The organism is Bradyrhizobium sp. B117, assembly GCF_038969555.1.
Taxonomy (GTDB): Bacteria; Pseudomonadota; Alphaproteobacteria; order Rhizobiales; family Xanthobacteraceae; genus Bradyrhizobium.
In genome coordinates, this window is the sequence record NZ_CP152414.1 from 5,679,513 (window position 1) to 5,705,705 (window position 26,193).

Annotated in this window: 31 protein-coding genes and 1 pseudogene; 13 read left to right on the top strand and 19 right to left on the bottom strand. The window is 64.1% G+C overall.

Annotated features, from left to right (window positions below; all coding sequences use genetic code 11):
- Positions 1 to 354 precede the first annotated feature (354 nt).
- Entirely contained in the window at positions 355 to 2,028 is a 1,674-nt protein-coding gene (locus AAFG16_RS27895) for an arylsulfatase (protein ID WP_283079569.1), read from the top strand.
- A 208-nt stretch (positions 2,029 to 2,236) separates the two neighbouring features.
- Here AAFG16_RS27895 and AAFG16_RS27900 read toward each other — a convergent pair whose 3' ends face one another.
- Positions 2,237 to 2,941: a GrlR family regulatory protein gene (locus AAFG16_RS27900; protein ID WP_283079570.1), complete on the bottom strand. Its 705-nt coding sequence runs from the start codon at positions 2,939 to 2,941 to the stop codon at positions 2,237 to 2,239.
- 244 nt (positions 2,942 to 3,185) lie between these two features.
- Positions 3,186 to 3,335 carry a hypothetical protein gene (locus tag AAFG16_RS27905; RefSeq protein ID WP_007609497.1) on the bottom strand — a complete coding sequence of 50 codons (150 nt, stop codon included), beginning with the start codon at positions 3,333 to 3,335 and terminating at the stop codon, positions 3,186 to 3,188.
- Between the two features lie 105 nt (positions 3,336 to 3,440).
- Between AAFG16_RS27905 and AAFG16_RS27910 the strand changes: the two genes are divergently transcribed.
- Positions 3,441 to 3,899 (top strand): hypothetical protein, encoded by a 459-nt coding sequence (locus tag AAFG16_RS27910; RefSeq protein WP_342730430.1) that lies wholly within the window; start codon positions 3,441 to 3,443, stop codon positions 3,897 to 3,899.
- A gap of 1 nt (position 3,900) precedes the next feature.
- On the opposite strand, the gene AAFG16_RS27915 is transcribed toward AAFG16_RS27910, so the two are convergent.
- From AAFG16_RS27915 to AAFG16_RS27930, 4 genes are all read right to left on the bottom strand, one after another.
- Positions 3,901 to 4,722 (bottom strand): tetratricopeptide repeat protein, encoded by an 822-nt coding sequence (locus AAFG16_RS27915; RefSeq protein WP_342730432.1) that lies wholly within the window; start codon positions 4,720 to 4,722, stop codon positions 3,901 to 3,903.
- A gap of 32 nt (positions 4,723 to 4,754) precedes the next feature.
- Complete coding sequence (locus AAFG16_RS27920; protein WP_342730434.1) at positions 4,755 to 5,438, bottom strand: substrate-binding domain-containing protein; 684 nt, start codon at positions 5,436 to 5,438, stop codon at positions 4,755 to 4,757.
- A gap of 20 nt (positions 5,439 to 5,458) precedes the next feature.
- Positions 5,459 to 6,160, bottom strand: a complete 702-nt coding sequence (locus AAFG16_RS27925) for a GrlR family regulatory protein (RefSeq protein WP_283079574.1) — start codon at positions 6,158 to 6,160, stop codon at positions 5,459 to 5,461.
- 198 nt (positions 6,161 to 6,358) lie between these two features.
- Entirely contained in the window at positions 6,359 to 7,393 is a 1,035-nt protein-coding gene (locus AAFG16_RS27930; RefSeq protein ID WP_342730437.1) for a glutamine synthetase beta-grasp domain-containing protein, read from the bottom strand.
- 536 nt (positions 7,394 to 7,929) lie between these two features.
- Between AAFG16_RS27930 and AAFG16_RS27935 the strand changes: the two genes are divergently transcribed.
- Positions 7,930 to 8,133 (top strand): DUF2735 domain-containing protein, encoded by a 204-nt coding sequence (locus AAFG16_RS27935; protein ID WP_027557666.1) that lies wholly within the window; start codon positions 7,930 to 7,932, stop codon positions 8,131 to 8,133.
- 111 nt (positions 8,134 to 8,244) lie between these two features.
- On the opposite strand, the gene AAFG16_RS27940 is transcribed toward AAFG16_RS27935, so the two are convergent.
- Positions 8,245 to 8,571, bottom strand: coding sequence for an MliC family protein (locus tag AAFG16_RS27940; RefSeq protein WP_342730441.1), 327 nt, complete (start codon positions 8,569 to 8,571; stop codon positions 8,245 to 8,247).
- Positions 8,572 to 8,641: 70 nt separating this feature from the next.
- On the opposite strand from AAFG16_RS27940, the gene AAFG16_RS27945 reads away from it, so the two are divergent.
- The gene (locus tag AAFG16_RS27945; RefSeq protein ID WP_342730443.1) at positions 8,642 to 9,400 is read left to right on the top strand and encodes a tyrosine-protein phosphatase; all 759 of its coding nucleotides are present in this window, start codon (positions 8,642 to 8,644) and stop codon (positions 9,398 to 9,400) included.
- Between the two features lie 15 nt (positions 9,401 to 9,415).
- Here the strand turns inward: AAFG16_RS27945 and AAFG16_RS27950 are convergent, their stop codons facing one another.
- Positions 9,416 to 10,135 carry an SGNH/GDSL hydrolase family protein gene (locus tag AAFG16_RS27950; RefSeq protein WP_342730445.1) on the bottom strand — a complete coding sequence of 240 codons (720 nt, stop codon included), beginning with the start codon at positions 10,133 to 10,135 and terminating at the stop codon, positions 9,416 to 9,418.
- Between the two features lie 119 nt (positions 10,136 to 10,254).
- Between AAFG16_RS27950 and AAFG16_RS27955 the strand changes: the two genes are divergently transcribed.
- On the top strand, positions 10,255 to 10,935 hold the full coding sequence (locus AAFG16_RS27955) for an SDR family oxidoreductase (protein ID WP_342730447.1): 681 nt from the start codon (positions 10,255 to 10,257) through the stop codon (positions 10,933 to 10,935).
- On the opposite strand, the gene AAFG16_RS27960 is transcribed toward AAFG16_RS27955, so the two are convergent.
- The gene (locus tag AAFG16_RS27960; protein ID WP_283079579.1) at positions 10,936 to 11,283 is read right to left on the bottom strand and encodes a GrlR family regulatory protein; all 348 of its coding nucleotides are present in this window, start codon (positions 11,281 to 11,283) and stop codon (positions 10,936 to 10,938) included.
- Positions 11,284 to 11,409: 126 nt separating this feature from the next.
- Between AAFG16_RS27960 and AAFG16_RS27965 the strand changes: the two genes are divergently transcribed.
- Positions 11,410 to 12,096, top strand: coding sequence for a DUF2161 family putative PD-(D/E)XK-type phosphodiesterase (locus AAFG16_RS27965; RefSeq protein ID WP_342730448.1), 687 nt, complete (start codon positions 11,410 to 11,412; stop codon positions 12,094 to 12,096).
- 95 nt (positions 12,097 to 12,191) lie between these two features.
- A complete protein-coding gene (locus AAFG16_RS27970) occupies positions 12,192 to 12,497 on the top strand; it encodes a hypothetical protein (protein WP_200468134.1) in 306 nt (101 codons plus the stop codon).
- Between the two features lie 78 nt (positions 12,498 to 12,575).
- On the opposite strand, the gene AAFG16_RS27975 is transcribed toward AAFG16_RS27970, so the two are convergent.
- Positions 12,576 to 13,187 (bottom strand): GNAT family N-acetyltransferase, encoded by a 612-nt coding sequence (locus AAFG16_RS27975; RefSeq protein ID WP_283079581.1) that lies wholly within the window; start codon positions 13,185 to 13,187, stop codon positions 12,576 to 12,578.
- A 152-nt stretch (positions 13,188 to 13,339) separates the two neighbouring features.
- Positions 13,340 to 13,738 (bottom strand): PaaI family thioesterase, encoded by a 399-nt coding sequence (locus AAFG16_RS27980; protein WP_342730450.1) that lies wholly within the window; start codon positions 13,736 to 13,738, stop codon positions 13,340 to 13,342.
- A gap of 119 nt (positions 13,739 to 13,857) precedes the next feature.
- On the opposite strand from AAFG16_RS27980, the pseudogene AAFG16_RS27985 reads away from it, so the two are divergent.
- A pseudogene (locus AAFG16_RS27985) lies at positions 13,858 to 14,647 on the top strand (cobalamin-binding protein).
- A 163-nt stretch (positions 14,648 to 14,810) separates the two neighbouring features.
- Here AAFG16_RS27985 and kynU read toward each other — a convergent pair.
- The 5 genes from kynU to AAFG16_RS28010 all read right to left on the bottom strand — a co-directional run bounded on the left by kynU (position 14,811) and on the right by AAFG16_RS28010 (position 20,010).
- Positions 14,811 to 16,013: a kynureninase gene (kynU, locus tag AAFG16_RS27990; protein ID WP_342730451.1), complete on the bottom strand. Its 1,203-nt coding sequence runs from the start codon at positions 16,011 to 16,013 to the stop codon at positions 14,811 to 14,813.
- Between the two features lie 8 nt (positions 16,014 to 16,021).
- Positions 16,022 to 16,861, bottom strand: coding sequence for a tryptophan 2,3-dioxygenase (gene kynA, locus AAFG16_RS27995; RefSeq protein WP_283079585.1), 840 nt, complete (start codon positions 16,859 to 16,861; stop codon positions 16,022 to 16,024).
- Positions 16,862 to 16,896: 35 nt separating this feature from the next.
- Complete coding sequence (locus AAFG16_RS28000) at positions 16,897 to 17,706, bottom strand: alpha/beta hydrolase (RefSeq protein WP_342730452.1); 810 nt, start codon at positions 17,704 to 17,706, stop codon at positions 16,897 to 16,899.
- Between the two features lie 249 nt (positions 17,707 to 17,955).
- Positions 17,956 to 19,233 carry an ArgE/DapE family deacylase gene (locus AAFG16_RS28005; protein WP_342730454.1) on the bottom strand — a complete coding sequence of 426 codons (1,278 nt, stop codon included), beginning with the start codon at positions 19,231 to 19,233 and terminating at the stop codon, positions 17,956 to 17,958.
- A 51-nt stretch (positions 19,234 to 19,284) separates the two neighbouring features.
- A complete protein-coding gene (locus AAFG16_RS28010) occupies positions 19,285 to 20,010 on the bottom strand; it encodes a pyridoxamine 5'-phosphate oxidase family protein (protein ID WP_342730456.1) in 726 nt (241 codons plus the stop codon).
- 75 nt (positions 20,011 to 20,085) lie between these two features.
- Here AAFG16_RS28010 and AAFG16_RS28015 point away from each other — a divergent pair, with 75 nt between their 5' ends.
- Together AAFG16_RS28015 and AAFG16_RS28020 are read left to right on the top strand one after the other, a co-directional pair.
- A complete protein-coding gene (locus AAFG16_RS28015; RefSeq protein ID WP_342730458.1) occupies positions 20,086 to 21,555 on the top strand; it encodes a PLP-dependent aminotransferase family protein in 1,470 nt (489 codons plus the stop codon).
- A gap of 67 nt (positions 21,556 to 21,622) precedes the next feature.
- A complete protein-coding gene (locus AAFG16_RS28020; RefSeq protein ID WP_283079589.1) occupies positions 21,623 to 21,868 on the top strand; it encodes a DUF6719 family protein in 246 nt (81 codons plus the stop codon).
- A gap of 4 nt (positions 21,869 to 21,872) precedes the next feature.
- On the opposite strand, the gene AAFG16_RS28025 is transcribed toward AAFG16_RS28020, so the two are convergent.
- Positions 21,873 to 22,238, bottom strand: a complete 366-nt coding sequence (locus AAFG16_RS28025; protein ID WP_283086987.1) for a hypothetical protein — start codon at positions 22,236 to 22,238, stop codon at positions 21,873 to 21,875.
- Between the two features lie 34 nt (positions 22,239 to 22,272).
- Positions 22,273 to 22,434 (bottom strand): hypothetical protein, encoded by a 162-nt coding sequence (locus AAFG16_RS28030; protein WP_342730461.1) that lies wholly within the window; start codon positions 22,432 to 22,434, stop codon positions 22,273 to 22,275.
- Between the two features lie 415 nt (positions 22,435 to 22,849).
- Between AAFG16_RS28030 and AAFG16_RS28035 the strand changes: the two genes are divergently transcribed.
- The gene (locus AAFG16_RS28035; protein WP_342730463.1) at positions 22,850 to 23,047 is read left to right on the top strand and encodes a hypothetical protein; all 198 of its coding nucleotides are present in this window, start codon (positions 22,850 to 22,852) and stop codon (positions 23,045 to 23,047) included.
- 11 nt (positions 23,048 to 23,058) lie between these two features.
- Here the strand turns inward: AAFG16_RS28035 and AAFG16_RS28040 are convergent, their stop codons facing one another.
- On the bottom strand, positions 23,059 to 23,607 hold the full coding sequence (locus tag AAFG16_RS28040) for a CreA family protein (RefSeq protein WP_283079592.1): 549 nt from the start codon (positions 23,605 to 23,607) through the stop codon (positions 23,059 to 23,061).
- 208 nt (positions 23,608 to 23,815) lie between these two features.
- Between AAFG16_RS28040 and AAFG16_RS28045 the strand changes: the two genes are divergently transcribed.
- Positions 23,816 to 25,441, top strand: a complete 1,626-nt coding sequence (locus AAFG16_RS28045) for a L,D-transpeptidase family protein (protein WP_283079593.1) — start codon at positions 23,816 to 23,818, stop codon at positions 25,439 to 25,441.
- Between the two features lie 93 nt (positions 25,442 to 25,534).
- Positions 25,535 to 26,104, top strand: a complete 570-nt coding sequence (locus AAFG16_RS28050) for a glutathione peroxidase (RefSeq protein ID WP_342730466.1) — start codon at positions 25,535 to 25,537, stop codon at positions 26,102 to 26,104.
- The last annotated feature ends 89 nt before the right edge of the window (positions 26,105 to 26,193 follow it).

Consider the following 26,193-nt stretch of genomic DNA (forward strand, 5'->3'; position numbering starts at 1 on the left):
CCAGCCACGCTGGCCGGATGCCAGCTCGCTGTCGGCTGTTGCCTCGAAAACGCGTAACGAGGCGTAACGTTCGCCAATGCGGCCGTAGCGGACTTGCGGCTGCGGACCGTCAAGCGTCGGCTTGTGGGGCCCTTAGCGGACCAATCGAGGCAGTGTGCCCGACGGCAGCTTTTGACCCGCAACGGACGTCGTGGAGGGACGCCTAGCAAGCGGCATAGGCCCGTCACAATCGGTGTCTTGATCCAAATCAAACAACTGCGCGTTGAAGACGCTCTGGCGTAGAGCTAAAACACGACTGCGACGTAACCATCGTTTGGCACACGTGACCGACCTTTGAAATCGGAGGAAGCAGTCATGAGTATCCGAAAGAGTGTTGCGCACGGCATGTTCGCGCTGCTCGGCGCGATGGTGGTTGCGGCCCCTCAAGCGACCGCGCAGCAGCAGAAGGGGCCGAATGTCGTCGTGCTAATGACGGATGACACTGGATGGAATGATTTCGGCGCCTATAGCGGGGGTGGCGCCGCGCTCGGCCATCCAACGCCAAACATCGACCGGATCGCTAAGGAAGGCGCGACGTTCACGAACTGGTATGGGCAAGCAAGCTGCACGGCAGGCCGCGCCTCGTTTATTACCGGACGCATTCCGATCCGTTCGGCGCTCTCCATCGTGGTCGCTCCGGGCGATGAGAATGCGCTCAAAAAGGAGACGCCGACCATAGCCGAATTTTTTCAAAAGAACGGCTACTCCACCTACTTTTCCGGCAAGTGGCATCTCGGTGATAAGCCGGAGTCCTATCCGATTGAGCACGGGTTCGACGAGATGAAGGCGTTCGCCGCATACTATCCGGGCGTCTACACCTATGCCGACACGTCCAAGTGGTTTCATCCATGGTTTCCCTCGTACAACCCAGAGATCGCGAAGGCCTATTTTGAAGTCGTAAACATGTACGAGTGGGAGGGAGTTGCCGGACAACCGGCGAAGAGAGGCGAGTACATTACGTACGATTACCTCGCCAACTTTGACGTCCGGCAGGCTGATTACGCAATCGACTACATCAAGAAGCACGCCAAGGACGCTAAGCCGTTCTTCATGGACGTCAATTTCATGAAGATGCACAACCCGACCAACGCATCATCAAAATTCGCCGGGAAGTCCCGGTTGGGAGATTACTCGGATTCGGTGATGGAACTCGATGACGACATCGGCCGGATCATGGACGCGATCCGTGCCGAAGCGCCGAATACGATTGTGATCGTAACGGCAGACAACGGTGCGTGGCAGGATGCTTATCCTGATGCGGGCACCACGCCTTTCCGCGGCGAAAAGGGTTCAGCATTTGAAGGAGGCTGGCGCGTACCCGGGTTAATGTGGTGGCCCGAACACATTCCCGCCGGTGCAAACTACCATGAAATGATGTCCCATATCGACTGTTGGGCAACGCTCGCCAAGATGGTCGGCCTGACCCCGCCGCCGCACGGCGCATGGACCGACGATAATGGCAGGCCAATCTACTTCGACAGCATCGACAACAGCGAGTACATCCTCGGCCGTACGAAGCACTCGGCACGAAGGTCGTGGATCTACATCGACGGCGAAAACTTCATGGGAGCGCGGGCGGATGTCGGCGGTGATTCAACTAACGCCGATCTCAGCATCGCGTGGAAGTATCTCTGGACGGCCAAGGACACTTGGCTCGGTCCGGAACAAAATCTCGGCTCGATTGGCTCGGTCTACAATCTGACGATGGATCCATTCGAGAAATACGACATGGTTTTCAACGGCGCGATGTCGGCACGTATGCCATTACAGTCGCCGGGCAAGTACACCGGACAGGACAACGGCTGGGTCTTGGCGCTGATCTTCCCCGTCGTGATGGAGTTCAACAAATCGATCGTCGATTATCCAAGCATCAAGCGTAAGCCGGGCGGAGCCTCGAACGATTGGAGACCGGATCTGCAGCGCCCGGAAAACCCGGTCCCGATGCTGGATATGAAGCACCTGCCGAATATCAAGGGGAGCGGTGGATAATATCGCTACGTCCCGTGAAGCCATTGGATGACGGGCTGTATCAAGCGGCATACGGCGGGTCGGCCTTCAGGAGCGGCCCGCCGTCGTGCATCGAGTGCTAGCGCGGCGAGAGCCAACGTCGCCTACTGGCCCAAAGACCGACATCCGGATGCACGACTTCAACGTCGCCTTGTGACAGCACAGCGGACGCGACGAAACCACCCGTAGCCTACGCCCTTCGCATCAGCTTGAGCGAGGCTGCAAGGCGCAGGCTGCGCTTGCCGGCGAGCGCGATGCCTTCGAGCTCGCCGCTGTCGGCGGTGCAGGTCCCGGAGAAGCCGATCCCGACCTCAAGACCGCCAAACACCGGGTTGTCGTCTTTCGCCGGCGTGTGCTCCTGGTTCAGCATCTCGCCTTTCCAGCGGCCGTCCGCCGACGAGTAAGAGCCGAGATAGTAGAAGAACGCATCGCCGCCGAGGATGCGGCCGTCCATCAGCAGCATCACGCCGGAGAGCCCGGCATCGACGCCGTCGAGCGCGCGGATGTGGATGGCGTAAAGCCCGTTGACGATGCCGTCGGGACCGACCGTGCCGCGCGGCGGCAGCGCCTCGTCGTCGAGCGGCGCGAGATTGGCCCAGAACACGTTGCCCGGCATCGGTTCCGCCTCGCCCTCGAACAGGATCGTCGATCCTTCCGTCCGGCCGCGCACCTTGATCGCGGCAAAGTCGGTGCCCATCAGCGGCTTGTAATTGGGATCATCGTTGTGGCGCTCGGTGATGACCTCGCCTTCGATCACGCCGTCCCTGACCTCGTAGGAGCCGAGATGGGCGAAGGCGGAATTGCCGCCGAGCAACTTGCCCTTGTGCATGCACATGATGCTGCGGCCGAAGGCACCGCCAACGCCGTATTCAACCTTGTAGAGCCCGTCCAGCAACGTCGTCGATCCGCAAAATCAGAAAAGAATCGCAGGCTACCTAGCATCGTCGCCGGACCAAGGCCATCCGGCTTTTCCGCGCAGGGCCGCTCGCGCAACCCATCCGTGCATGGCGCCATCATGCCCTTGTTTTGCCCGACGGGTCAAGTTCTACTTCGGTAAATCAGCATCACGCGATTTCAACCACTTGGCTACTGTGCATGGGGTTGTTTTTCGACTTTTTGTTTGCGCGGCTGGTCGCGCCTCAATGACGCTTGAAATATTGCACCTCACGCTCGTGCTTCTCGGCCGCCGCGCGGCTCTTGAACGTGCCGAGGTTGCGGCGCTTGCCGGTCTTGGGATTCACCTTGCGTGAATAGAGACGATATTCGCCGGATGCGAGTTTGCGGATCATGGCTGCACCTCCCGCTCGTTGCGACGTCAACGGCCCGCACCGGTGCTGGTTCCTCCCGTTCGAGGCTCGATCGAACCGGTTGGCGCAAGCGTGCGACGAAGAGGCATGAACCGGGCAGAACCATCGGCCGAACAGCAGATCGCGGAATTCATCGACAGCGCGGCGAAGCAACCGCTGCTCGATGCCGCCTTCGAACTCTGGCGCTGGCGCTACCGGTTGAACTCGATCGAGGGGCGCCCGACCGCCGAAGAGGTCCGCATCAATCGTACCCTCACGCCGCAGCAGATGGCCGAGAAATACCGCTACGACCGCGACCACGCCCATGAAGGGCCGATGTTCGGCTATCTCAAGCGTGCCCATCCGCGCGCCGCTGACGACGGGATCCGGCAAGCCATCATCACCGCCGTGAAGTTCGAGGGCGCGACCGAAGCGCATTTCAAATGGGACGGCGATTTCTGGGACTGCGTCGTGCGCGCGGTGGCGCAGGCCGCCGCGGAGTATCCCGATTTCCTCGAGACCACCTATCGCGACGCCCGCAACAATCTCGCCTACTACATGAAGTGAGTCAGAAGCACAGGGTGGTGACGAGCTTGCCCTGCTTGTCCTTGATCGCATAGGGACAGCGCAGCCGCTCCAGCGCCTTCTTGGCGTCCTCGTCGCCGAGGGCTGCGGCGCGCTCGTAATAGGCCTTGGCGGCGTCCTTGTCCTTCGGCCCGCCACGCCCCTCCTGCGCGAAGGCGCCCATCCGCTCCAGCGCGCCGGGATGGTTTTGCGCGGCCGCCTTCTCGAACAGCGCGCGTGCCGCAACGTCGTCCTTCTCACCGCCGTTGCCGTTGGCGAGCATCAGGCCGAGCTGGTACTGCGCCTCCGCGTTAGTCTCGGCGGCCTTGCCGAGCAGCGCGCGGGCCTGGGCGGGGTCGGCCGGCGCCGCGCCACCTGCGCCGCCGAGCGCGGCAAGGTTGGAGACACCGCGAGGATTGCCTGATTGCGCCGCCTTCTCGAACAGCTTTCGTGCCTGCGCCTCGTCCTTGGCGACGCCCGAGCCGGTGCCATAGGCGACGCCAAGCTCGACCATCGCTGCACTCGATCCCTTCTCGGCCGCCTTGCGCCAGGCGGCGATCGCCTCGTTCGTCTGCCGGTTGGCCGCATAGGCGCGGCCGAGCGCGAACATCGCGCGCCGCGAGGATGACGCCGCCTGCTTGCAGAACTTGATCGCTGTCGCGACGTCGGCGGCCGCGATGTCACTCACGCCCTTCACGTCAGTCGGCTTGTCGGGATCGCTGGGATCGGCGGCGACCCTGTCGCACAGGACGAGATCGGCCGATTGCGCATGCGCCGCCAGCGGCGCGGCGAGCGTGAAGAGGATGGCAAGGAGATAGGTTCGCATGAATGCCACGTTGCGTTGTCGCCCGGGCAAATTCAAGGCTCGAGTCCCGATTGGCGCAGCACGGGCACGACCCCAGGGGAGGACAGATAGCGCAGCAGCCGATCCGCGGCCTCGGCATGCTTCGCGCTGGCGACGCGGCCGGCGGAAAACGCGGCCGGCGTTTGCAGCTCGTGCGGGATCGGGCCGACCACCTCGATGCCGTCAACTTGCGTGAGCTCGCTGATCTGCTGCACGGCGAGATCCGCCTCGCCGCTGACGAGCCGCTCCGCCGTAAAGCCCTGCTCGACGATGGTGGCCTTGCCATTGATTTCGGCCGCGATCCCCATCCGCACGATGAGCTGGGCGAAGTACACGCCGCTCGCGCCTAGCCGCGAATAGGCGACGGACCGCGCCGCGAGCAGCGTCGTGCGCAGCGCGGCTTCGGTCGCGATGTCGGGATGCGCCTGCCCTGCCCGCACCGCGATGCCGACGAAAGAGCGCGCCAGATCGGCTGCGGTCTCGGCGACCACACGGCCCTCGCCGATCATCTCGTCGAGCCCTTCGCGCGTGAGGATCACGAGATCGGCGGCCTCGCCGTCACGCAGGCGCTTGAGCAGCGCCAGCGTTGGCGCGAAGTCGGCATCGACATGGATGCCGTGAGCTGCCTCGAAGGCGGAGGACAGGCTGCGCATCGCGCCCATCAGGCCGAGCGTCGAGAGCATGCGAATTGTTTCCATGGGTACTTCCTGGGGTGTGATCAGGCGCGGTGCATCAGCTTGAGCGCGGCGGTGAGGCGCAGGCTGCGTTTGCCGGCAAGGGCGGTCGCCTCCAGCACCGCCTCTTGGCCATCATAGCGGCCGGAGAAGCCGATGCCGACCTCGTGGCCGCCGAAGATCGGATCGTCCTTCGCCGGCGTATGCTCCTGATTGAGGATCTGGCCCTTCCAGCGGCCATTCGCGGCGGTGTAGCTGCCGAGATAATAGAACGCCGCATCGCCGCCGAGGATGCGGCCCCCCTTGAGCAGCATCACGCCGGTGAGGCCGCCGTCGACGCCGTCGAGCATGCGCAGATGCACCGAATAGAGCCCGTCGATGATGCCGCCCTCCCCGACACCGCCGGCGATCGGGACCTCGTCCTCGGTGATCGGCGTCATCACCGACTGGAACGGCACGCCGGGCAGCTCCTTGAGCTCGCCCTTGAAGCGATAGAGATCGCCATCGGCCCAGCCCTTCGCGAGCAAGGTCGCATCGTCGGTGCCGGCCATGGCGCGGTAATTGGGATCGGGGTTGTGACGGACGGTCTTGATCACGACGTCGACGCCGCCTTCGGTCTTCTCGTAGGTGCCGATATGGGCGAAGGCCGAATTGCCGCCGAGCATCTTGCCGTTGCCGGCATGCATCACGCTCCGGCCGACCGAGTCGCCGAGCTGAAACCGAACCTTGTAGAAGCCTTCAAACACCAGCCGTGTCCCCGGCTCTCGCGCGCATCCCGCCGGTACTCTATCCCGGTTTCGGCGGAGGTAGACAGATTTCGAGCCGGCATGGCCGGCAGACCGCAAATGATGGACGTCATCAAAACGAAAAATCCGCCGGAGCGTACCTGCTCCGGCGGATTGAGGACCAATCCGGGCCAGCCCCTAGCCCGGGCCGGGAGGATGTTAGGCCGCGGCCTTCTTGTCGGTCGGCACGGACGCGATCGTCTTCAGGATCTGCGAAGCGATCTGGTAGGGGTCGCCTTGCGAGTTCGGACGGCGGTCTTCCAGATAGCCCTTGTAGCCGTTGTTGACGAAGGAGTGCGGAACGCGGATCGAGGCGCCGCGGTCGGCCACGCCGTAGCTGAACTTGTTCCAGGGCGCGGTCTCGTGCTTGCCGGTCAGACGCTTGTCGTTGTCCGGGCCGTAGACGGCGATGTGGTCCATCAGGTTCTTCTCGAACGCGCCCATCAGCGCCTCGAAATACTCCTTACCGCCGACTTCGCGCATATAGGCGGTCGAGAAATTGGCGTGCATGCCCGAGCCGTTCCAGTCGGTGTCACCGAGCGGCTTGCAGTGGAACTCGATGTCGATGCCGTACTTCTCGGTGAGGCGCAGCATCAGGTAGCGGGCCATCCACATCTGGTCGGCAGCGGTCTTGGAGCCCTTGCCGAAGATCTGGAATTCCCACTGGCCCTTGGCGACTTCCGCGTTGATGCCCTCATGGTTGATGCCGGCGGCCAGGCAGAGGTCGAGATGCTCCTCGACGATCTTGCGGGCGACGTCGCCGACGTTCGAAAAGCCGACGCCGGTATAGTACGGGCCCTGCGGCGCCGGATAGCCGGCGGTCGGGAAGCCGAGCGGACGGCCGTCCTTGTAGAAGAAGTACTCCTGCTCGAAGCCGAACCAGGCGCCGGCGTCATCGAGGATGGTGGCGCGCTTGTTGGACGCATGCGGGGTCTTGCCATCGGGCATCATGACTTCGCACATCACGAGCACGCCGTTGGTGCGCGCGGCATCCGGGAAGACGGCGACCGGCTTCAGCACGCAATCGGAGCTGTGGCCTTCGGCCTGCTGGGTGGAGGAGCCATCGAAGCCCCAGAGCGGAAGCTGCTCGAGCGTCGGGAACGACGCAAATTCCTTGATCTGGGTTTTGCCGCGCAAGTTCGGAGTCGGCGTATATCCGTCGAGCCAGATGTACTCGAGCTTATACTTGGTCATTGAGCCTCTCTGTAGATGATGCGAAAGGTGGGGTTGAGAGCCCCCGCACGTTTGTACCCGGCCATCATCGGCCGCCGCCTTATAAGCACGTTGCGTGCCAAATGGCCGCAGCCCTGGAGGTTATCCACCACCGTCGGGCTCGACCCGCCGGTGGTGCACTGTCCACAGCGACGTGCGTCATAGGCGCGCACCTTCGCGTGAAGCTGCACTGCAAAAATCCCGCGGAAAACGCCCGTTTCTGAAGCATGCCGGCCGTTGCCGGAGGTTGCCGATCAAACGCGCATCAACGTCCGGCAATTTTCGTAAAGCGACCGGCCCCTGCCTAGCAACCTTTGGAATGGCACAGGCGTTGGTCATCCCGACGATGCCTTAGGGGATGCAGAGGGTCGCCTGCCTATAAATTAGGCTGCAACTGATTTCCTCTTGAGCACTTTTCATTTCGGGGAGCGCGGCCGATATGGGGATTCCAGTAACCACAATCGAACGAGTCGGGCGCACCATGGAGGCCAAGGCGCTTTGACCAAGGAGAAATCGCAATGATGAACAATGGTCTGAGTCAGGGATCTGCAAAGATCTACCAGTTTCCCGTCGGGGGCCGCGCAGCTCTCGCCGGACGCCGCTATGGCGAGACCCGCCTTCCCGCCGATCAGGCTTCGCTTCCCGCGAACGTCTCGATCTGCAGCGACAGCTGGTATCACCAGGACGCGGTCGACGAAGCCAAGCCAAAATGGGACCGCTAATGCCTGTGGCAGGGTTGATACCGCCGCGCTCTCTCGAGCGGCCGGCGGCAGTTTGAAAAAGGGTCGAAACAACGGTGTTTCGGCCCTTTTTGATTCTTACCAAACTCCCGACTAGAGCGCGGGTTTCTCGACGACCACGCAGGCCGTGACTGGCCGCTTCAAATGCTTGACCGTGGTCACTCCGGTCTTGCCAATCCTCAGCGTGATCCCCGCCCCCGAATAGCGCGCGCCAGACAGCGTCAGCCGCTTCGCCAGCGTGACTGGTTCGCCGTCGATCTGGAGGAAGGCGCGCTTGTCGTGGTCATAAAACCCCACGATGAATTGCGTACCATCGGCGCAACGGTAGGTCCGGAACGTCTGCGCGTCGGCCTGCCGCGCGCCGGAAATTCCGCCCGCCAGCATGGTGATCGCCAAAACAATGGCCTTGTGCCGGTCCATGATCGCCCCCGTAATAGACTTGAAGGACGCCAGCCGTGCGTCCAGTGGAACCATAACCCAAGCCGATCTTATGCAAGACTCCTCCTTAACTGACTCCCCTGCCCGTCACCTCGCCTTGCAAGGAGCGAGCAATTTCCGCGATCTCGGCGGCTATTCGACCACCGACGGCCGCACCACGCGCTGGCGCCACATCTTCCGCTCGAACCATCTCGGCCAGCTCACGGCCGCCGACGTCGAGATCGTCCGCGCGCTGGGCGTGCGCAGCGCGTTCGACTTTCGCGGCGTCGAGGAGCGCGCAGCCGGCATCTGTGTGGTGGAGGAGATCGCCGTGCATTCGCTACCGATCGAGCCGACGGTGGTCGCCGCGCTCCGCGCCGAACTCGTCGCAGGCAGACTGACCGCGCCGGTCGCCAGCGAGATCATGCGCGACTCCTACCGCAACTATGTCCGCCACAACACGCACAGCTTCCGCACGCTGTTCGGCCATCTGCTGGAAGACCGCGCGCCGCTCGTCATCCACTGCACCGCCGGCAAGGATCGCACCGGCTTTGCCAGCGCGCTGATCCTGCATGCGCTGGGCGTGTCCGATGACGTCATTGCCGAGGACTACTTGCTGACCAACCAGCACTACAAGCGCGATGCGCTGGCTGCCATCGACCTGCCCGAGGACGTGCGCAACGCGATCGGCAGCGTCGAGGCGTCGTATCTTGCTGCGGCTTTCGAAGCCGTCGGCAAGGAATATGGCGACCTCGAAACCTATTTGCGCGAGGGGCTCAAGCTCGGCACGGCCCAGCGTGATGCGCTGAAGGAGCGCTATCTGCAAGCGTGATCCACACTAGGCGCGTCAAGCGGTCAACCCGATCGCCTTGATGATGGTGTTCTTGAGAGCCAAGGAGATCTGTTGGGTGCTCCAATCGTTCTGGTGCAGCTTGTCAGGATCACTCGTATCTATCAATTGGTCGAGCGGCACGTTGTTTTGCACGTGCCAATGCCGCATCAGCGCCCAGCGCTGAAACAGATTCACTTCGGCTTCATTGGCAGCATCGCGGATCAGCCGGACCATCTTGTCCGAGAGCTCGGCACGATCGTCCCAGAGCATCTTGGTCACATACTGGGGATCAATCACCAGAACCTCGAAGCCGCGAGCGCGCAACTGCGCCAACCCCTTCCTGACGTTTCCGGCAACGACATCCACGTCGTACTTGTCGTTGTGAAAGACTGCGTTCGTTCCAACCTGCCAGATGACCAGCGCCGGATCGTCGTGAAAAATATCTGCCTCGAAGCGCGCGAGCTCTTCGTTCGCCTCTTCTCCGCCCCTGCCCCGATTCAGCACGTCAATGCGGACGTCCGGCCGGTGGACGACGTCCTTGAAGTATTGCCGCAGATACATCTCCAAACGATAGGGATACGGCACGACATCGCCTCGCCCCGCCGTTGACGACGACCCCATGGCCACGATGCGCACCGGTCCCTTTCCGTCCAACGCCTGTCGGAGCCGCATCAATGGGTATTTCAGGTCAACGATAGCAGCGGGAAACTCGATGGTCGGCAAATTGTCGGTCATGAGACAACCTCCTCAACGATCTAGAGTTGTATCTATAAGTCAGCCTTGAAGCGGCCGCCATTGCAAGTCCAATTCGAGCGGAGCAATAGTCGGCATGACGCGAAACGACGGAGAGTCTCGTGCAGGGAAAAGTCATTGTCGTGACCGGCGCGCTCGGCGCGCTCGGCAAGGTGGTCGCCGAGACCGCGCAGTCGCGCGGCGCGCGCATTGCCGGCATCGACTATGCGCCCTCGCAAGTCCCGGCAACGCCTGAGCGCATCGAGATCGGCGGCGTCGACCTGTCCGACGCGGCCCAGGCGAAGACGGCGATCGAGGCCGCTGCGGAACATTTCGGCCGGCTGGACGCGCTGATCAACATCGCCGGCGGCTTCGCCTTCGAGACGGTCGGCGACGGCGACATCAAGACCTGGCAGCGCATGCACGCGCTCAACGTGCTGACGGCGCTGAACGCCTCGCACACGGCGCTGCCGCATCTTGCCGCCTCGAAGGCCGGCCGCATCGTCAACATCGGCGCGATGGGCGCGCTCCAGGCCGGCTCCGGCATGGGCCCCTACGCCGCGTCGAAGGCCGGCGTGCATCGCCTGACCGAGGCGCTGGCGAACGAATGGAAGGGCAAGGTCACCGTGAACGCGGTGCTGCCCTCGATCATCGACACCAAAGCAAACCGCGCCGACATGCCCAAAGCGGACTTTTCGAAATGGGTGACGCCGCAGGAACTCGCCGAGGTAATCCTGTTCCTCGCCAGCGACGCGGCGAGCGGCGTTACGGGTGCGCTGATCCCGGTCGGCGGTCGGGTCTGATCAATCCGGCACCAGCAGCCGCAGATCGCCCTTGAAGCGGATGCTTTGCTTGCCGGCGAGCGCGATGCCCTCGCCATAAGCGGTCTCATCGGTATAGGTGCCGCTGAAGCCGATGGTGACGACCTTGCGGCCCCACACCGGCCGCTCGTCAAACGAGGGTGAATGCTCCTCGTTGGTCAGCTCGCCCTTCCACTTGCCGTTGGCCGAGGTGTAGCTGCCAAAGGCGAAAAAGAATGAATCGCCGCCGCGCATGGTGCCGTCGCGCAGCACCATGACGCCCTGATTGCCGCCCTCGACGCTATCGAGGAATTTGATCCGGATGTGATAGAGCCCGTTCCTGATCGTCATGTCGCAAGCCGCCCACCTGTCCCTGTCCGCAGCATAATCGCACCTTCTGTTCCCGATCAAATGACGCGGAGGGCGAGTCTGATCCGGGCTAGACTGCCCGCAACTGATTCTCCGATCGGACGTCCTGTGGAAACCGCGCTCTATCTCCCCGTCAAACGCTTCCTCGAGGAGCTCGGCTTCACCGTGAAGGGCGAGATCGGCGGCTGCGATCTCGTGGGCCTCAGCGCCGGCGATCCGCCCGTCGTCGTGATCGGCGAGCTCAAGCTCGCGTTCAATCTCGAGCTGATCCTGCAAGCGGTCGATCGTGCATCGGCGGCCGATGAGGTCTGGATCGCCGCCAAGATGTCGATCCGTGGCAAGGGACGCGAGAGCGATGCGCGCTATCGCAATCTCTGCCGCCGGCTCGGCTTCGGCATGCTCGGGGTGACCGATCGCGGCCAGGTCGAGGTGCTGGTGAAGCCGCCGACGGCGGCGCCGCGCCGCGAACCGAAGGTACGCTCACGTCTCGTCGCCGAGCATCAGCGCCGCCAGGGCGATCCCGTGCTCGGCGGCAGCACGCGCGCGCCGATCATGACAGCCTATCGCCAGCAGGCGCTCGCCTGCGCCTCGGCGCTCGCCGATGGTCCGCGGCGCGTGCGCGAATTGCGCGAGCGCTGTCCCGACGCCGGCAAGATATTGCTTAACAATGTGTATGGCTGGTTCGAACGTGCCGACCGGGGAATCTACGGGCTGACCGAGGCCGGGCACGCAGCGCTGAAACGCTGGCCACAGCAGCGTGTTGGGGCCGACGCCGGTGCCGCGTCACCGCCCTGACACCCGAGCGGCGCATAGCTGTGATGCCACACGGATTCCATATTGCAATGCAACATCGGTGGCACTAGGTATCCCGGCATCAAGATGAGGCCGTTATGAGCGCAGACTGGAATACCAAATATGGCACGCGGCGCGTGCGCCACGATCCGCCTACCCTGGACGAGGCGATCTTCGCCGCCGTCGGCATTACCGACGACCAGGAGCAGCAGGCCGAGATCGCAGCAGCGCTGATGGGCATGCCGCTCGAAATCGTTCAGGCCGAAGTGAAGAAGCAGGCCCGCACCAACAGCCGCATCACCGCCACGCGCGTGATCGCCGGCGAACAGGGTGCGCAGCGCTCCGTCGTGGTCGAGCGCCGCGTCGTTCGCCGCTTCGGCAACGACAAGCGCACCGGCACCTAGGCGCTTATTTCACATTCCCCAAATACAAAAGCGGACCGGTTTTGCCGGTCCGCTTTTGATTCGTGTCCGCTGTTCGAGCTAGGCGGCGCGATTGCCGTACATGCTGGAGATGATCTTCCAGCAGGTCGAGTTGAAGCTGAGAAGCGCGCGCCCGGCCTTGAATGGCGCGGCGGCGAGATCGGCGAGCTCGTCTTCGGTCGTCTTGGTGAGATCGATCGTTCCGGTCGATTCGCCATGGCGGAATTGCAGATGCGCGCCGAACTTCCGGGCGAGCGCCCGCATCGCGTGATTCTCGGCGCCGGTGGTGATGCGCAGGCGCTTGAAACCCTTCCAGCGCGCTTCGGCGATCAGGCGGCTGAACAGGATGGTGCCGACGTTCTGGCGGCGCACCGATGCTTCCACGCTGAAGGCCACTTCGGGCAGCGAATCACCTTCCGGCGGATGCAGCTCGGCCGCGCCGCGCACCACGCCATCGACGATGTAGGCCACAATCACGGTGCCGTCCTCGGCGCAGCGGGCGGCGTAACGCTCGATGAAGCTGTCGTCGAGGAAACCGTTGAAGCGATCGTGCCGGCTTGCGGCATCGAGCCTGAGCAGGTGATCGCGCAGAAGCGGCAATTCTTCCTGCTGGCTCAGGGTCCGCACATAGCCCGGAACGGACGTCGTGCGGGCGGTGTCTTCAAGTACCACGTCAAAACTCCTCTTGGTGTCCCTCGAGGAGGCGTTCGAATCCCTAGGCCTCCAATATTGTGCGCCGCAACAAATTTTTCAAGGCGAGAACCTGCCCAACTTAAAGGCACCGGAAACGACTAATTCGTTAACAAAATCAAGGCCCCGTAATCTTACAGGACCAGCTGGGTCTGGGTCACGATCGCGACCAGTTTGCCGTCCTCGGTCTCCAGCCGGGTGGTCCAAACCTGGGTTCGCCGGCCCCGGTGCACGGGGGTCGCCGTGGCGATAACCGTGGTTCCCTCCTTGGCGCCACCGATGAAGTTGGTCTTGCTCTCCAGCGTGGTCGTGCCCTTGGCGTCCTCGGGCAGGTTGATCACAGTCGCGGCCGCGCCGACGGAATCGGCCAGCGCCATTACCGCGCCGCCGTGGATGGTATGGTGAAGCGTGCAGAGTTCGGGCCGGACGACCATCCGAGCGACGACGCGGTCCTTCTCGGCCTCGACGAACTCGACGCCCTTGAGCTCGGCGAACGGCATCTTCATCGCTTTAAGTTTCTCGAGCGGCGTCATCGGATCCCCTCCCAATTCATTGTTGTCCCAACGTGAATGGCTTCGCGCGGCAAAGCAATGACGTCCGAGGTAATGGCCGCCGTGACATCGGAGCCCGCATTTGCGCATATGCTCCTCCCATGCGCGACTTCCCGCCCCGCCGCATCGTCTGCCTGACCGAAGAGACGGTCGAAACGCTGTACCTGCTCGGCGAGCAGGACCGCATCGTCGGCGTCTCCGGCTACGCCGTCCGCCCGCCCAAGGTGCGGCGGGAGAAGCCGCGGGTGTCGGCCTTCATCTCCGCGGACATCCCAAAAGGTCCTCGCACTGGAACCGGACCTCGTGCTGGCATTCTCCGACCTCCAGGCCGGCATCGTCGCCGACCTCGTGCGCGCCGGCATCAATGTCCACGTCTTCAATCAGCGCGACATCGCCGGAATTCTCGCGATGATCCGCACGCTCGGCGCGCTGGTCGGCGCGGCCGCGCGCGCAGAGGACCTCGCGCAAGGTTTCGAGCGCCGCCTCGCCGCGATCGCCGCAACGCCCCGCCCTTCGCCGCGACCAAAAGTCTATTTCGAGGAGTGGGACGATCCGCTGATCTCGGGCATCGGCTGGGTCTCCGAGTTGATCGAGGTCGCCGACGGCGTGGACGTGTTTCCAGAGCTGCGGCATCGGCAGGCCGCGAAGGATCGGATCGTGACGGCCGAGGCAGTGCGCGAGGCCGCGCCCGACGTAATCCTTGCTTCTTGGTGCGGCAAGAAGGTTGTCCCTGCCCGCATCAGGCAGCGCGATGGCTGGAGCGAAATTCCAGCGGTACGAGACGACCGCATCGTCGAGATCAAGTCGACGATCATTTTGCAGCCGGGCCCGGCGGCTCTGACAGACGGACTCGATGCGATCGTGGCGGCGCTGTGGGGGGAGCGCGGATAGCACATCCGCCACCGCTATCGTGTCCCGGACGCGATGCAACGCGTCAGCGTTGCTGCGCAGGGCCGGGACCCATCTCACGCCGAATTCGGTGCAGCATAGGCCCCGGCTCTGCAGCGCACCGCCAAGAGGCGCTGCGCTGCAGAGCCGGGGCACGAGACCGTCTTCACGTCACCGCGTTGACGACCTGGTACTCCGGCCGCCGCCACACCTCGCCTGCGATCACCTCCTCGATGATCTCGGCTGCGCGGATGATCTCGCTTTCGCCGATATAGAGCGGCGTAATCCCGAACCGCATGATGTCGGGCGCGCGGAAGTCTCCGATCACACCACGGGCAATCAGGGCCTGCATCGCGGCGTAGCCTCCGTCGAAGGCAAACGACACCTGCGAGCCGCGGTGCACGTGCGCGCGCGGCGTCACCAGCTTCAGAGATGGGCAGCGGCGCTCGACTTCGGCAATCAGCAAATCACCGAGCGCCAGCGAACGCGCGCGGACCTCGTCAATATCAACCCGATCCCAGATATCGAGCGAAGCCTCCAGCGCCGCCATCGCCAGCACCGGCGGCGTGCCGACGCGCATACGCTCGACGCCGCCGGCGGCCGCATAGCCAAGCTCGAATGCGAAGGGTTTTGCGTGCCCCATCCAGCCCGACAGCGCAGCGCGTGCGTCGTCGGCATGGCGCGGCGCGACATAAAGGAAGGCCGGCGCGCCAGGCCCGGCGTTGATATATTTGTAGGTGCAGCCTGCGGCGAAATCGGCGCCGCAGCCAGCGAGATCGACCGGCAGAGCGCCGGCCGAGTGCGCGAGGTCCCACACCGTGACGATGCCGAGCGCATGCGCCTTCGCGGTCAGCCTGGCCATGTCGTGGCGGCGGCCGGTGCGATAATCGACCTCGGTGATGTAGAGCACCGCGATGTCCTCCGACAGCGCGGCCTCGATCTGCTCCGGCGTCACCAGGCGCAATTGATGGCCGCGTCCGAGCGTCGCGATCAGGCCCTCGGCCATGTAGAGATCGGTCGGAAAATTGCCGGTGTCTGACAGGACGATTTTGCGCGACGCGTTCAGATCGAGCGCGGCCGCGAGCGCCTGATAGACCTTCAGCGACAGCGTGTCGCCGACCATCACCGAGCCGGCCTCCGCGCCGATCAGCCGCGCGATGCGATCGCCAACATGGCGCGGCTGGGCATACCAGCCCGCCGTGTTCCAGGCGCGGATCAGCTCATGGCCCCACTCGTCCGTGATGACGCGATTGACGCGCTCGGCGACGCCCAGCGGCAGCGCGCCGAGCGAGTTGCCGTCGAGATAGATCACGCCGTCGGGCAGATGAAACAGGGCTTTGGTGTCGTCATAGACGCGATATCTGGTCATGGGGATTTCTACAGAATGGTACGGACACGCCAGAGTTCGGGAAACAGCTCGACCTCCAGCATGCGCTTGAGGTAGCTGACGCCGCCGGTACCGCCGGTGCCGCGCTTGAAGCCGATGACGCGCTCGACCGTCGTGACATGGTTGAAGCGCCAGCGGCGAAAGTAATCCTCGAAGTCGACTAGCTTTTCGGCGAGCTCGTAGAGCATCCAGTGCGTCTCTGGCGCCTGATAGACGATACGCCAGGCCTGCAGCACGCCTTCGTTGAAGCTGTGGGTCTCGCGGACGTCGCGGGCCAGCACGGCCACCGGCATTTTCAGCCCGTGGCGGTCGGCGAGCCGCAGCACCTCGTCATAGAGGCTGGGCGTGGCGAGCTCCGCCTCCAGGAGTTTCGTCGTCTCGGCATCGTGCGCGTGCGGCTTCAGCATGGCGTGATTGCGGTTGCCGAGCAGATATTCGATCAGCCGGTACTGGCGCGACTGAAAGCCCGAGGACTGGCCGAGCTGGGAGCGGAAGCGCGTGTACTCGCTCGGTGTCATCGTGCGCAGCACGTCCCAGGCGTTGTTGAGCTGCTCGAAGATGCGCGACATCCGCGCCAGCATCTTCATCGCGGGCTGCACCTCGTCTTTGGCGATGGCGCGGCGCGCGGCGCTGAGCTCGTGGATGGCAAGGCGCATCCACAGCTCGGTGGTCTGATGCTGGATGATGAACAGCATCTCGTCATGCGCTTCCGAGAGCGGATGCTGCGCACCGAGGATCGCATCCAGCGCCAGATAGTCGCCGTAAGACATGCGCCGGGCGAAATCGGTCTCGGCGCCTTCGTTTGTGGGATCGTAATCGCTGGACGTCATGGCAGTCCCTCCCGATCGATCATCCCTGCCCTTGCTCAGTCGAGCCCAATCAGGCGCGCGGTGATCGGCGACGACGGATCCTTCAATCCGTCGATCACGGTGAAATGGTTCAGCCCGGGATCGACGACGAGGCGGGTCGGCACGTCGAACCCGGTCCAGACATTGGCCATCAGATCGGACTGGCGGATGAACTCCGGCCGCTCGCCGCCGCCGACCCAGGCGGTCACGGGCGAATGTCCGCGCGGCAGATGCAGCGCGGCGCTTTCGAGGCTCGCCTCCTCCATGGTCATGCGCAGCGTCTCGTTCATCTTGGTCTTCAGCAGCGGACGCAGATCGTGCAGGCCGCTGATCGAGAGCGTGCCGGCGATGCGGTTGTAGATTGCGCCTTCGAGCCGGCTGTCGTCGCACAGCATGCGGGTGACGAGATGGCCGCCGGCGGAATGGCCGGCGAGCCGGATCGGGCCGGCGACAAGCGAAGCCGCTTTCGCAATCGCAGCGGTGATTTCCGCGGTGATGTCGGAGATGCGTGCCGCCGGCGTCAGCGTGTAGCTCGGCAAGCAGACCGTCCAGCCGTGGTGCCGTGCGCCTTCGGCCAGATCCGTCCAGGTCGATTTGTCGAAGCGCATCCAGTAGCCGCCATGGACGAACACGACGAGGCCCTTGCTGTCGCCGTCGGGCTGGATCAAGTCGAGGCGCTGGCGCTCGCCGGAGCCGTAAGCGATGTCAGGGCGAAAATGCTTCAGGCCGGCGCGGTAGGCCGCCGCCCGCTCCGCCCATTGTGCCGGCATTTTGTCCGAGCCCGGGATATGGGCCGAATTGGCGTAAGCGTCATCCCAATCGCGCATCGTGTCTCCCGAGGACTCGTTCAGCGAACAGGGCCGCAGTCTGCCACTGGTCAGTGCGGCATCCTAGTCTTTCTTTTAAGCTTAAAGGATTTGGTGCGCCATTGTTTCGGGCAAGTGGGCGCTCCAGCCAAGATGTCGTAGGGTGGGCAAAGCGAAGCGTGCCCACGTCCTGGTCGTGTCGGATACAACTGGTGGACACGGCGCTAGCGCGCCTTTGCCCACCCTACGAGAGCTGTGCCTGAGGCAACGCTACGCCTTCTCCACCCCGCACCATTCCGCGATGAACAGCGCCATCGCCTTGGTGGTCTTCTTCAGCGAGTCCAGATCGACGAATTCGTTGAAGCCGTGCATCTCCCCGCCGCTGGCGCCAAAGCACAGGCTGGGAATGCCGTAATTGAGGCCGTAGAAGCGCGTGTCGGTGAGCGCGGTGAAGACGAGGTCTTCGACGGCGCCGCCATAGACCTTGTTGAAGGCTTTGCCGAACGCGGCCTCCGGCGCGGCGGCGTCGGTCAGCTCATAGCCTTCCGACAGGAAGCCCGACCATTGGACCTCCGGCGGATTGTTGGCAAGGAAGCGGTGATTGCGCGCCGCGGCGGCGACGCAGGCCATGATCTCCTTCTGGTGATCGGCGACCGACCAGCCCGGCAGGATGGCGATGCGGCAGTCGACGTCGCACCAGGCCGGCACGCTGGAGGCCCAATCGCCGCCCTTGATGATGCCGGGGTTGAAGTTGATGGGATGGTTGAGCGTCTTGAAGTGCCGATCGGCCTTGGCGCGCTCGTTCCATTCGATCTCGAGCTTTTGCAGCGCCTGGACCAGGTGATAGGCCGCCATGATCGCGTTCGAGCCCGAGCCGGCAAAGGCGACATGGGTCGGATGCCCCTTCACGCGCAGGCGAAACCAGATCACGCCGACCTGGGAGCGCACCATCTTGCCGCTGGTCGGCTCCGGGATGAAGCAGGCATCGGCGCGATAGCCACGCTGCAATGTCGAGAGCGCGCCGACGCCGGTGCTCTCCTCCTCGATCACCGACTGGAAATGGATTCGCGCCGTCGGCTTGAAGCCTGCAGCCTTGATCGCATCCAGCGCATAGAGCGCGCCAATCGTGCCGGACTTCATGTCGCAAGCGCCGCGGCCGAACATCTTGCCGTCCTTGATGACCGGCGAGAATGGCGGGGTGTCCCACAGTTCTAGGGGGCCAGCCGGCACCACGTCGCAATGGCCCTGGAGGATCAGCGATTTGCCGGCCTCGGTCGTGGGACGATAGGTGCCGACCACGCTCCGCGCCTTGGAAAAATCATGCTCGATCGGGCCGAAGCCGCGCAGATCCCTGAGATCGTCGACATTGATGTGCCAATCATCGACCTCATAGCCGCGCGCGCGCAGGAGGTCGCCGATCATGTCCTGGCACGGCCCCTCCGCCCCGCGGGTTGAAGGGATCGCGACGAAATCGCGGGTGGTCGCAAGCTGGGCTTCGAAGCCGGCGTCGACGGCATCGAGAATCCTCTGCTGCGTTTCGGCATTCATCAGGCAACTCCGGGCATCCAATGGTCCATGGTGCGCGCAAGCTAGCCGATTTCAGCCGTTCGGGTACTCCACAAAATAAGCATCCCGCAATGCATCTTCGAGCAACCGGCCTTCCGAATAGCCATTGAGCGTCGCAGGCCGGCTCACGCCATCGAGGAGGCGCGGGCAAGGTTCCGGCGCGCCGAGCACGGTGCGGACCGGAATGCGCTCGGCATAGATCGGCAATTCGTAGTCCTCATCGTCATCGGCCACACCCTTGGCGCGGATCTTGGCCGAGGCTTCCTCGATCTCCATCGCGATGAAAGACGTCGCCTTGATCTCCTGGGTGTTGCTCGGCCGCAGGCTCGCGGTGCGATCGGGGAAGAAGCGATCGACCATGGCGACCACCGCCTGCTCCTTCTCATCAGGGTCGGTGACGAGATAAGCGGTGCCGAACGCCATCACCGCGCGATAGTCGGCGGAATGGTTGAAGCCGCAGCGCGCCAGCACGAGGCTGTCGAGATGGGCGACCGTGAGGCAGACGCGCTCGCCTTTGGTCTGGTTGCGCAGCATGCGGCTGGCGCTCGAGCCGTGCCAATAGAGCTTCGTGCCCTCGCGCCAGAAGAAGGTCGGCGTGCAATAGGGCTGGCCGTCGATGATGTAGGAGACGTGGCACAGCATTGAGGAATCCAGGATGCGGTGAACCGTCTCGTGATCGTAGAAGCCGCGGTCGTGACGGCGTTTGACCTGGTTGCGCGCCGACGTCGGGTAGGAATTTTGACTTTCGGTCTGGCTCACAGCCGCTCCTGTCGGGATTGGAACAATTCCAGGAGAGTTGTAGCGGCCAATTTGGTCTGCGATAGTGCCAATTCCATGCGAAAGATTCCGACCAATTCTCTGCCGCCCGCCAAGGCGGAGCTACCGCTCGACCTCACCGGGCCACACATCACGCCAGGTGCCTCCGCCGCGCACCGGCTGTATCAGGCGCTTTGCGAGATGATCGTCTCCGGTCTGGTCAAGCCCGGCGAGCCGTTGCCGCCGTCGCGGACGCTGGCCAAGCAGACCGGTTTTCGCCGCAACGCCGTCGTCACTGCCTATGAGCGCCTGATCGCCGACGGCTTTGCCGACGCGACCGTCGGCTCCGGCACCTTCGTTGCGGCGCGCATTCCCGCGCGCGCGACTGAACCGAACAAGCCGAAGATCGTGGTCGAGGCGCCCCGGCAAGGCGCGTTCGCGCTCGGCTGCACCCATATCGACGAGCGCGCGGTGCAGCGTTTTCGCGCCTTCGTCGGCCGGCGCATGCGCGCCTTCGGATCCGAGCATCTGCACTATGGCGATCCCCGCGGCAGCCGCGAGCTGCGCGCGGCGATCGCCGATCATCTGCTGTCGGCGCGCGGGCTGCGCTGCGACCCTGATCAGATCATGCTCACGTCAGGCACGCTGCATGCGCTCCGCATCGTGCTGAGCGCGATCCTGAAGGCGGGCGATCAGGTCTGGTGCGAGGACCCCGGCTACCCGGCGGCGCGAAAGACCATCGCGCATTGCGGCTATCGCGCCGTGCCCGTCCCCGTCGACGAGCATGGGATGCGTGTCGCCAAGGGCCGCACCGCGGCGCCGTCTGCGCGCGCGGCCTATGTGACGCCGTCGCACCAGTTTCCGCTGGGCGTGCAGATGTCGATGCCGCGGCGGCTAGAGCTGCTGGATTGGGCGAAGCAGGCCGGCTCCTTCGTGCTGGAGGACGATTACGACAGCGAGTTCCGGTATGACGGCGCGCCGCTGATGTCGCTCGCCGGCATCGATCACCTTCAGCGCGTGATCTACATGGGCACCTTCGCCAAGACGCTGTTTCCGGGCCTGCGCATCGGCTATTGCGCCCTGCCCGAGCGTTTGATCTCCGACGTCACCGCCGCGCGCGCGGCACTCGACCGCTTTCCCGGCACGCTGATGGAAGGCGCAGTCGCAGACATGCTCAATTCCGGCGCCTTCGCCGCGAACCTGAAGCGGGTCCGGAAACTCTATCGCGAAGCGCGCGACGCGCTGGCCGAGACGCTGGAAGCCGCATCCGAGGGCGCGCTGTCGGTGCCGGTGCCCTCGCAAGGGCTGCACCTTGTCGCCCGGTTCGATCCGGCGGTCGACCTGTCGGTCGCTGCAGAGGCCAAGCAGACCGCAAGTGCGGAAGGCTGGCTCCTCGCCGACACCTATTCTCGCGCGCGTCCCCTGCCCGGCTTCGTGCTGGGATTTTCGGGGCATGCGGTTCCTGAGCTCGTGGCCTCCGCCCGGCGGCTCGCGCGGGAATCGCGCGCAGCCCTGCGCACCAGAACCAAATCGGCCCAGCGGGCGTGACGAAGGTTCACTATCAGAATCGCCGGCCCGTCCCTACATTGCGGCTTCAATGCAGGGACCTCTCATCATGCTTCTGCGCCGTGCAGCCTGCCTCTCGCTCCTGATCTCCGCCGCGCTCGTGACGACGGCGCATGCCGTCACCGTCGGACGCGAGCAGGACATCCCCGATCTCAAGCTCGGTCAGCGCGTGCAGGTGGACGACGGAACCTGCCCCGCCGGACAGGTCAAGGAGGTGCGGGGCTCGAAGATGACCGACAAGGGCGTGGCGCGGACCGCCACCTGCGTGCCGCGCTACGGTCCGAAATCGAAATAGCGGATCAGGATTTCGCGGGATCGAACATGCACTGAAGGGTCGGCTTGGCGATCTTGGTGAAGGTCGGGCCGATCTCGCTCTGCTTGGACGCCGGCACCCAGTCGGTTTCGATGGTCGGCACGCCGGTTTCGCTGATGCCGCGCAGCAGCGCCTCACGCAAATCGCGGTCCTCGACGGCGGCGGCGGCGTGATCATGCAGGCAGCCGCACACCTCCTCCGGATGCTCCCAGCGTCCGAGCATGCGCGGCGCGCACTGGCGCACGAATTCGCTGCGAGGATCCGGTAGCCGCGAGGGAGCGCGGACCTGTGCCTGGGCGGCGCTGATCATCAGAACAGCTACGAATGCGGCGACACAGAAGCGAACGATCATGACGGCCTTCATCGGCTGATGTTCTTGAAGGCGATCAGAAGCGCGCAGCGACCACGATCGGCTGCTGCGCCGGAGTAACGGGCGAGCCGCTGTACTGGAAGGTGCCGACGCCGGGGATATTGCCATCAGGCGCGCCCGCAAACGAGGAACCCGCGAGCACGAAACCGAAAGCAAGGATGAAGCTGAGTGCGCGCATGATCGTGTGTCCCATTCCGTGGCCGGCGGTCCGCCGTCGTCGTCGTGACGCTGATAACCATGCGTCGTTTCGCGCGTGATGCGCCAAAAGCCGAAAATGGTTTCGTCTTTGTGAGAATTGTTTCGTCGCAGCCGGAGCGACGAAACATTCGGCGGAAAATCTCAATCTTTTCAGATGGCTCGCCCGGCAGCTCAAAGCCTCTTCGCAAGTGCGTCCAAGCTGGCAGGGGGGCCGCGCACGGCACTCCGTCACGCCCGTGCCTTCCATACTTCACATGCATTTTACGTTTTTCTGCTGAAGAAGAGCCCGAACGAAGGCTGGGCCCGATCGAACGCGAGACGCTTCGGCCGCGACCCAAGCCATCGAAACCAGGACGCCCGGCACACCGGGCGCAATCACGTGAGGGATGGCCATCATGATGGCGCAAGATCGCGCAGCGGCGCGCGACGCGGAGGCGGGCCGCGTCGAGCAACAATCCGTTCGCAGCCGCGTCGCCTCTGCCGGCGCGATGTCGCTACAGTCGAGCCGCGGCTATGAAGCTTCGCCACAAGCCTTCGTGCGGCTGACCGGCTCGCATCTGGCAAAGCCACGCAGTCGCGTCGTGGCTGGGTGAACACAAGTGCGTCACTGAGTGAAGAATTCGCCGCACTTCTGGATGCTGGCGTCTGCCGGTCCCCACGGCATGATCGGCACGGTCGAGGTCGAGTTCTTCGGCGAGCCCTCGATCAGCTTGTCCGAATAAACCATGTAGACCAGCACGTTGCGCTTGGCGTCGCAGCCGCGCACGATTTGCATCTTCTTGAAGAACAGCGAGCGGCGATGGCGAAACATGTCGTCGCCCTGCTCCATCTTGTTCTTGAACTTGATCGGGCCGACCTGGCGGCAGGCCAGCGAGATGTCCGAGACCTCCTCGGCAAGGCCCAGCCAACCCTTGAAGCCGCCCTTCTCCGGCACGGTAAAGTGACAGGCCACGCCCTCGACTTCGGGGTCGTCCAGGCCATAGGTCGCGAGCTTGTCGTTCGGGCTCATCCATTTGAACACGGTGGAGCGGCGGAAGATCAGATCGGGCTCGTCGGCGGCGGATGCGGAAGCTGTCGGCACAGCCAGAGCCAAGAGGAATAAAGCGAGGCCTTTCAAGCGGATGCTGGAAAGACCGGGGAAACGAGATGACATGAAGTTCTCCGGTAACAAGTCCCCGCAATGTAGAGAGGTGCAAGCCGGACAGGAAGACGACGGGCCGCCAAGCCCGGCTGCCATTTACCGCTCCGTGAGGCTTTTTTGCTACGTCCTGGACAAAAGTAGCGGACCATGGAACCGCCGTGCTGGTGAACGCATGACCCCTCTGCGAGACTAATGTCTGATTTGGATTGTGGATTCGAGGATGAACAGCGTGAACGGGTCCGGTTTCTCTACCAAGCCGGCGCGGCTGTGGCAGGTCGCCATTTTGACGGCGGCGGGTGCGATCGGCACGACCAGCCGGGCCGACGCAGCGTTTTATTATTGGACGGATTATTCCGACGGATCCTATTACGCCCGGCAGGAGCGGCATCCCGAAATCCCGCGCCAGAAGCCGCCAAAGCATGGCCTCTCCGGCAAGAAAAAAGAAGTCGTCGCCGAGAAGGAAGCCGGCACGAAGCCGCAAGGGCCGCTCGTCATCGTCGTCTCGATCGAACGGCAGAAGGTGACGATCTACGACGGCAATGGCGTGTTCGCGGAATCGCCCGTGTCGACCGGCATGAAGGGCCACTCGACGCCGATGGGTGTGTTCAGCGTCATCCAGAAGCACAAATTCCACCACTCCAACATCTATAGCGGCGCGCCGATGCCGTACATGCAGCGGATCACCTGGTCCGGTGTCGCCATGCATGCCGGCGTGCTGCCGGGTTATCCGGCCTCGCATGGCTGCATCCGCATGCCGATGGCATTTGCGGTGAAGATGTGGAACTGGACCAAGATGGGCGCGCGCGTCATCGTCGCCCCCGGCCAGATGTCGCCGCAAAGCTTCTCGCATCCGCTGCTCGCCTCCGTGCGCGTGCCGCCGCAGCCCGCCGCCAGCCTCGAGCCGCAGACCAATGTCGGCGACAAGGCCGACAAGGGCGCGGCCGATGTCAAGGCGGCTGAAGCAAAGCCGGTCGAAACGAAGACTGCGAGCGCCGATGGCGTGCTTGAGCTCCGCTCCTCGGTCGGTCACAACGTGATGTCGGACGTGACGACCGGCAATGCGCCGGCACGCGACGAGGCCACCGCGCCGGCCGACAAGATCGAAGGGCCCGCCCCATCCGAGACGAAGATGGCCGAGGCCTCTGATGCGGCCAAGCCAGCGGCTTCCGCCAACGAAAAGCCCGCCGATAAGGTCGAGGCTGCAAAGACCGAGCCGGCGAGCGCACCGAAATCCGAACCGGCGAAGTCCGAAGCGACCAAGGCCGAATCCGCCGACAGCGCCAAGAAGCCCGACGCGGCCGTGACCGCGACGGCGCCCGCGCCGGATGCCAAGAAGGACGAGACCCGGATCGCAGACCCTGCGCCGGCGGCAAAGCCGGAAGCGCCCAAGCGCGCCGGCCAGATCGCGGTCTTCATCAGCCGCAAGGATTCCAAGCTCTACGTGCGGCAGAACTTTGCGCCGCTGTTCGAGGTGCCGATCACGATCGCCGCGAGCGACCGGCCGCTCGGCACCCATGTCTTCACCGCCGAGGTCGACAAGACCGATGCCAATGCACTGCATTGGTCGGTGGTGTCGCTGCCGGTCTCGGTCCGCGCCGCCGCGCGCGAGGACGACGGACGCGTGTCGCGCCGCAAGGGTGGCGCCGTCGTGATCCCGGTCGCCGCCAAGCCCGTGGTCACACCGGACAGCCCGGCGGAAGCGCTCGACCGCATCACGATCCCCGCCGACACCATGGCGAAGATCAACGAGATGCTGACATCGGGCGGCTCGATCATCGTCTCCGACCAGGGCATCAACCAGGGCGAGACCGGCGAAGGCACCGACTTCATCGTTCGCCTGTATTAGCCCGCGCGTCGCCACGTCCGATAACGCGGTGTTGAGCGGCCCGATCGCGCCGGCGGAGTAACATCCACCCCGGATCATTTCGGGGACGCCGTCATGATGAACCGCAGGACCATGCTGATCGCGACGCTTGCAGGCACGCTCGCGCCGGCGGGCCGCGCGCTCGCCGACGGCGGCATGAGCCGGATTTCGGCCTACGCCTTTTCCTTCCCCGCCTTGTCAGGCGACGACATCCGCCTTGCCGCCTTCACCGGCAAACCGCTGCTGGTGGTCAACACCGCCTCGCTGTGCGGCTACACCCCGCAATATGCCGGCCTGCAGGAGCTCTGGAGCGAGTTTCGCGAGCGCGGACTGACCGTGATCGGTGTGCCCTCCAACGATTTCGGCGGTCAGGAGCCCGGCGGCACCAGCGAGATCACGGAGACCGCGCATCACCAATATGGCGTGACCTTCCCGATCACCGCCAAGTCCGTCGTGGTCGGGGTAAAGGCCCACCCGTTCTATAAATGGGCGGCCGAGGCTCGCCCCCGGGAAGTTCCTCGCTGGAACTTCCACAAATACCTGATCGGCCGAGACGGCTATATCGCCGAGGTATTTTCATCCGCGGTCGAGCCGGCCGACACCCGGGTCAAGACGGCCATCGCCAAGGCGCTGGCCGACAGTTGAGGCGCTCAACCGCAATCCGGCTGGGCACAATTGTGGCGGGGCGCCAAACAGCCGTTGCAATGGCGAGGGCCCACCATCTAGGCTAGGAT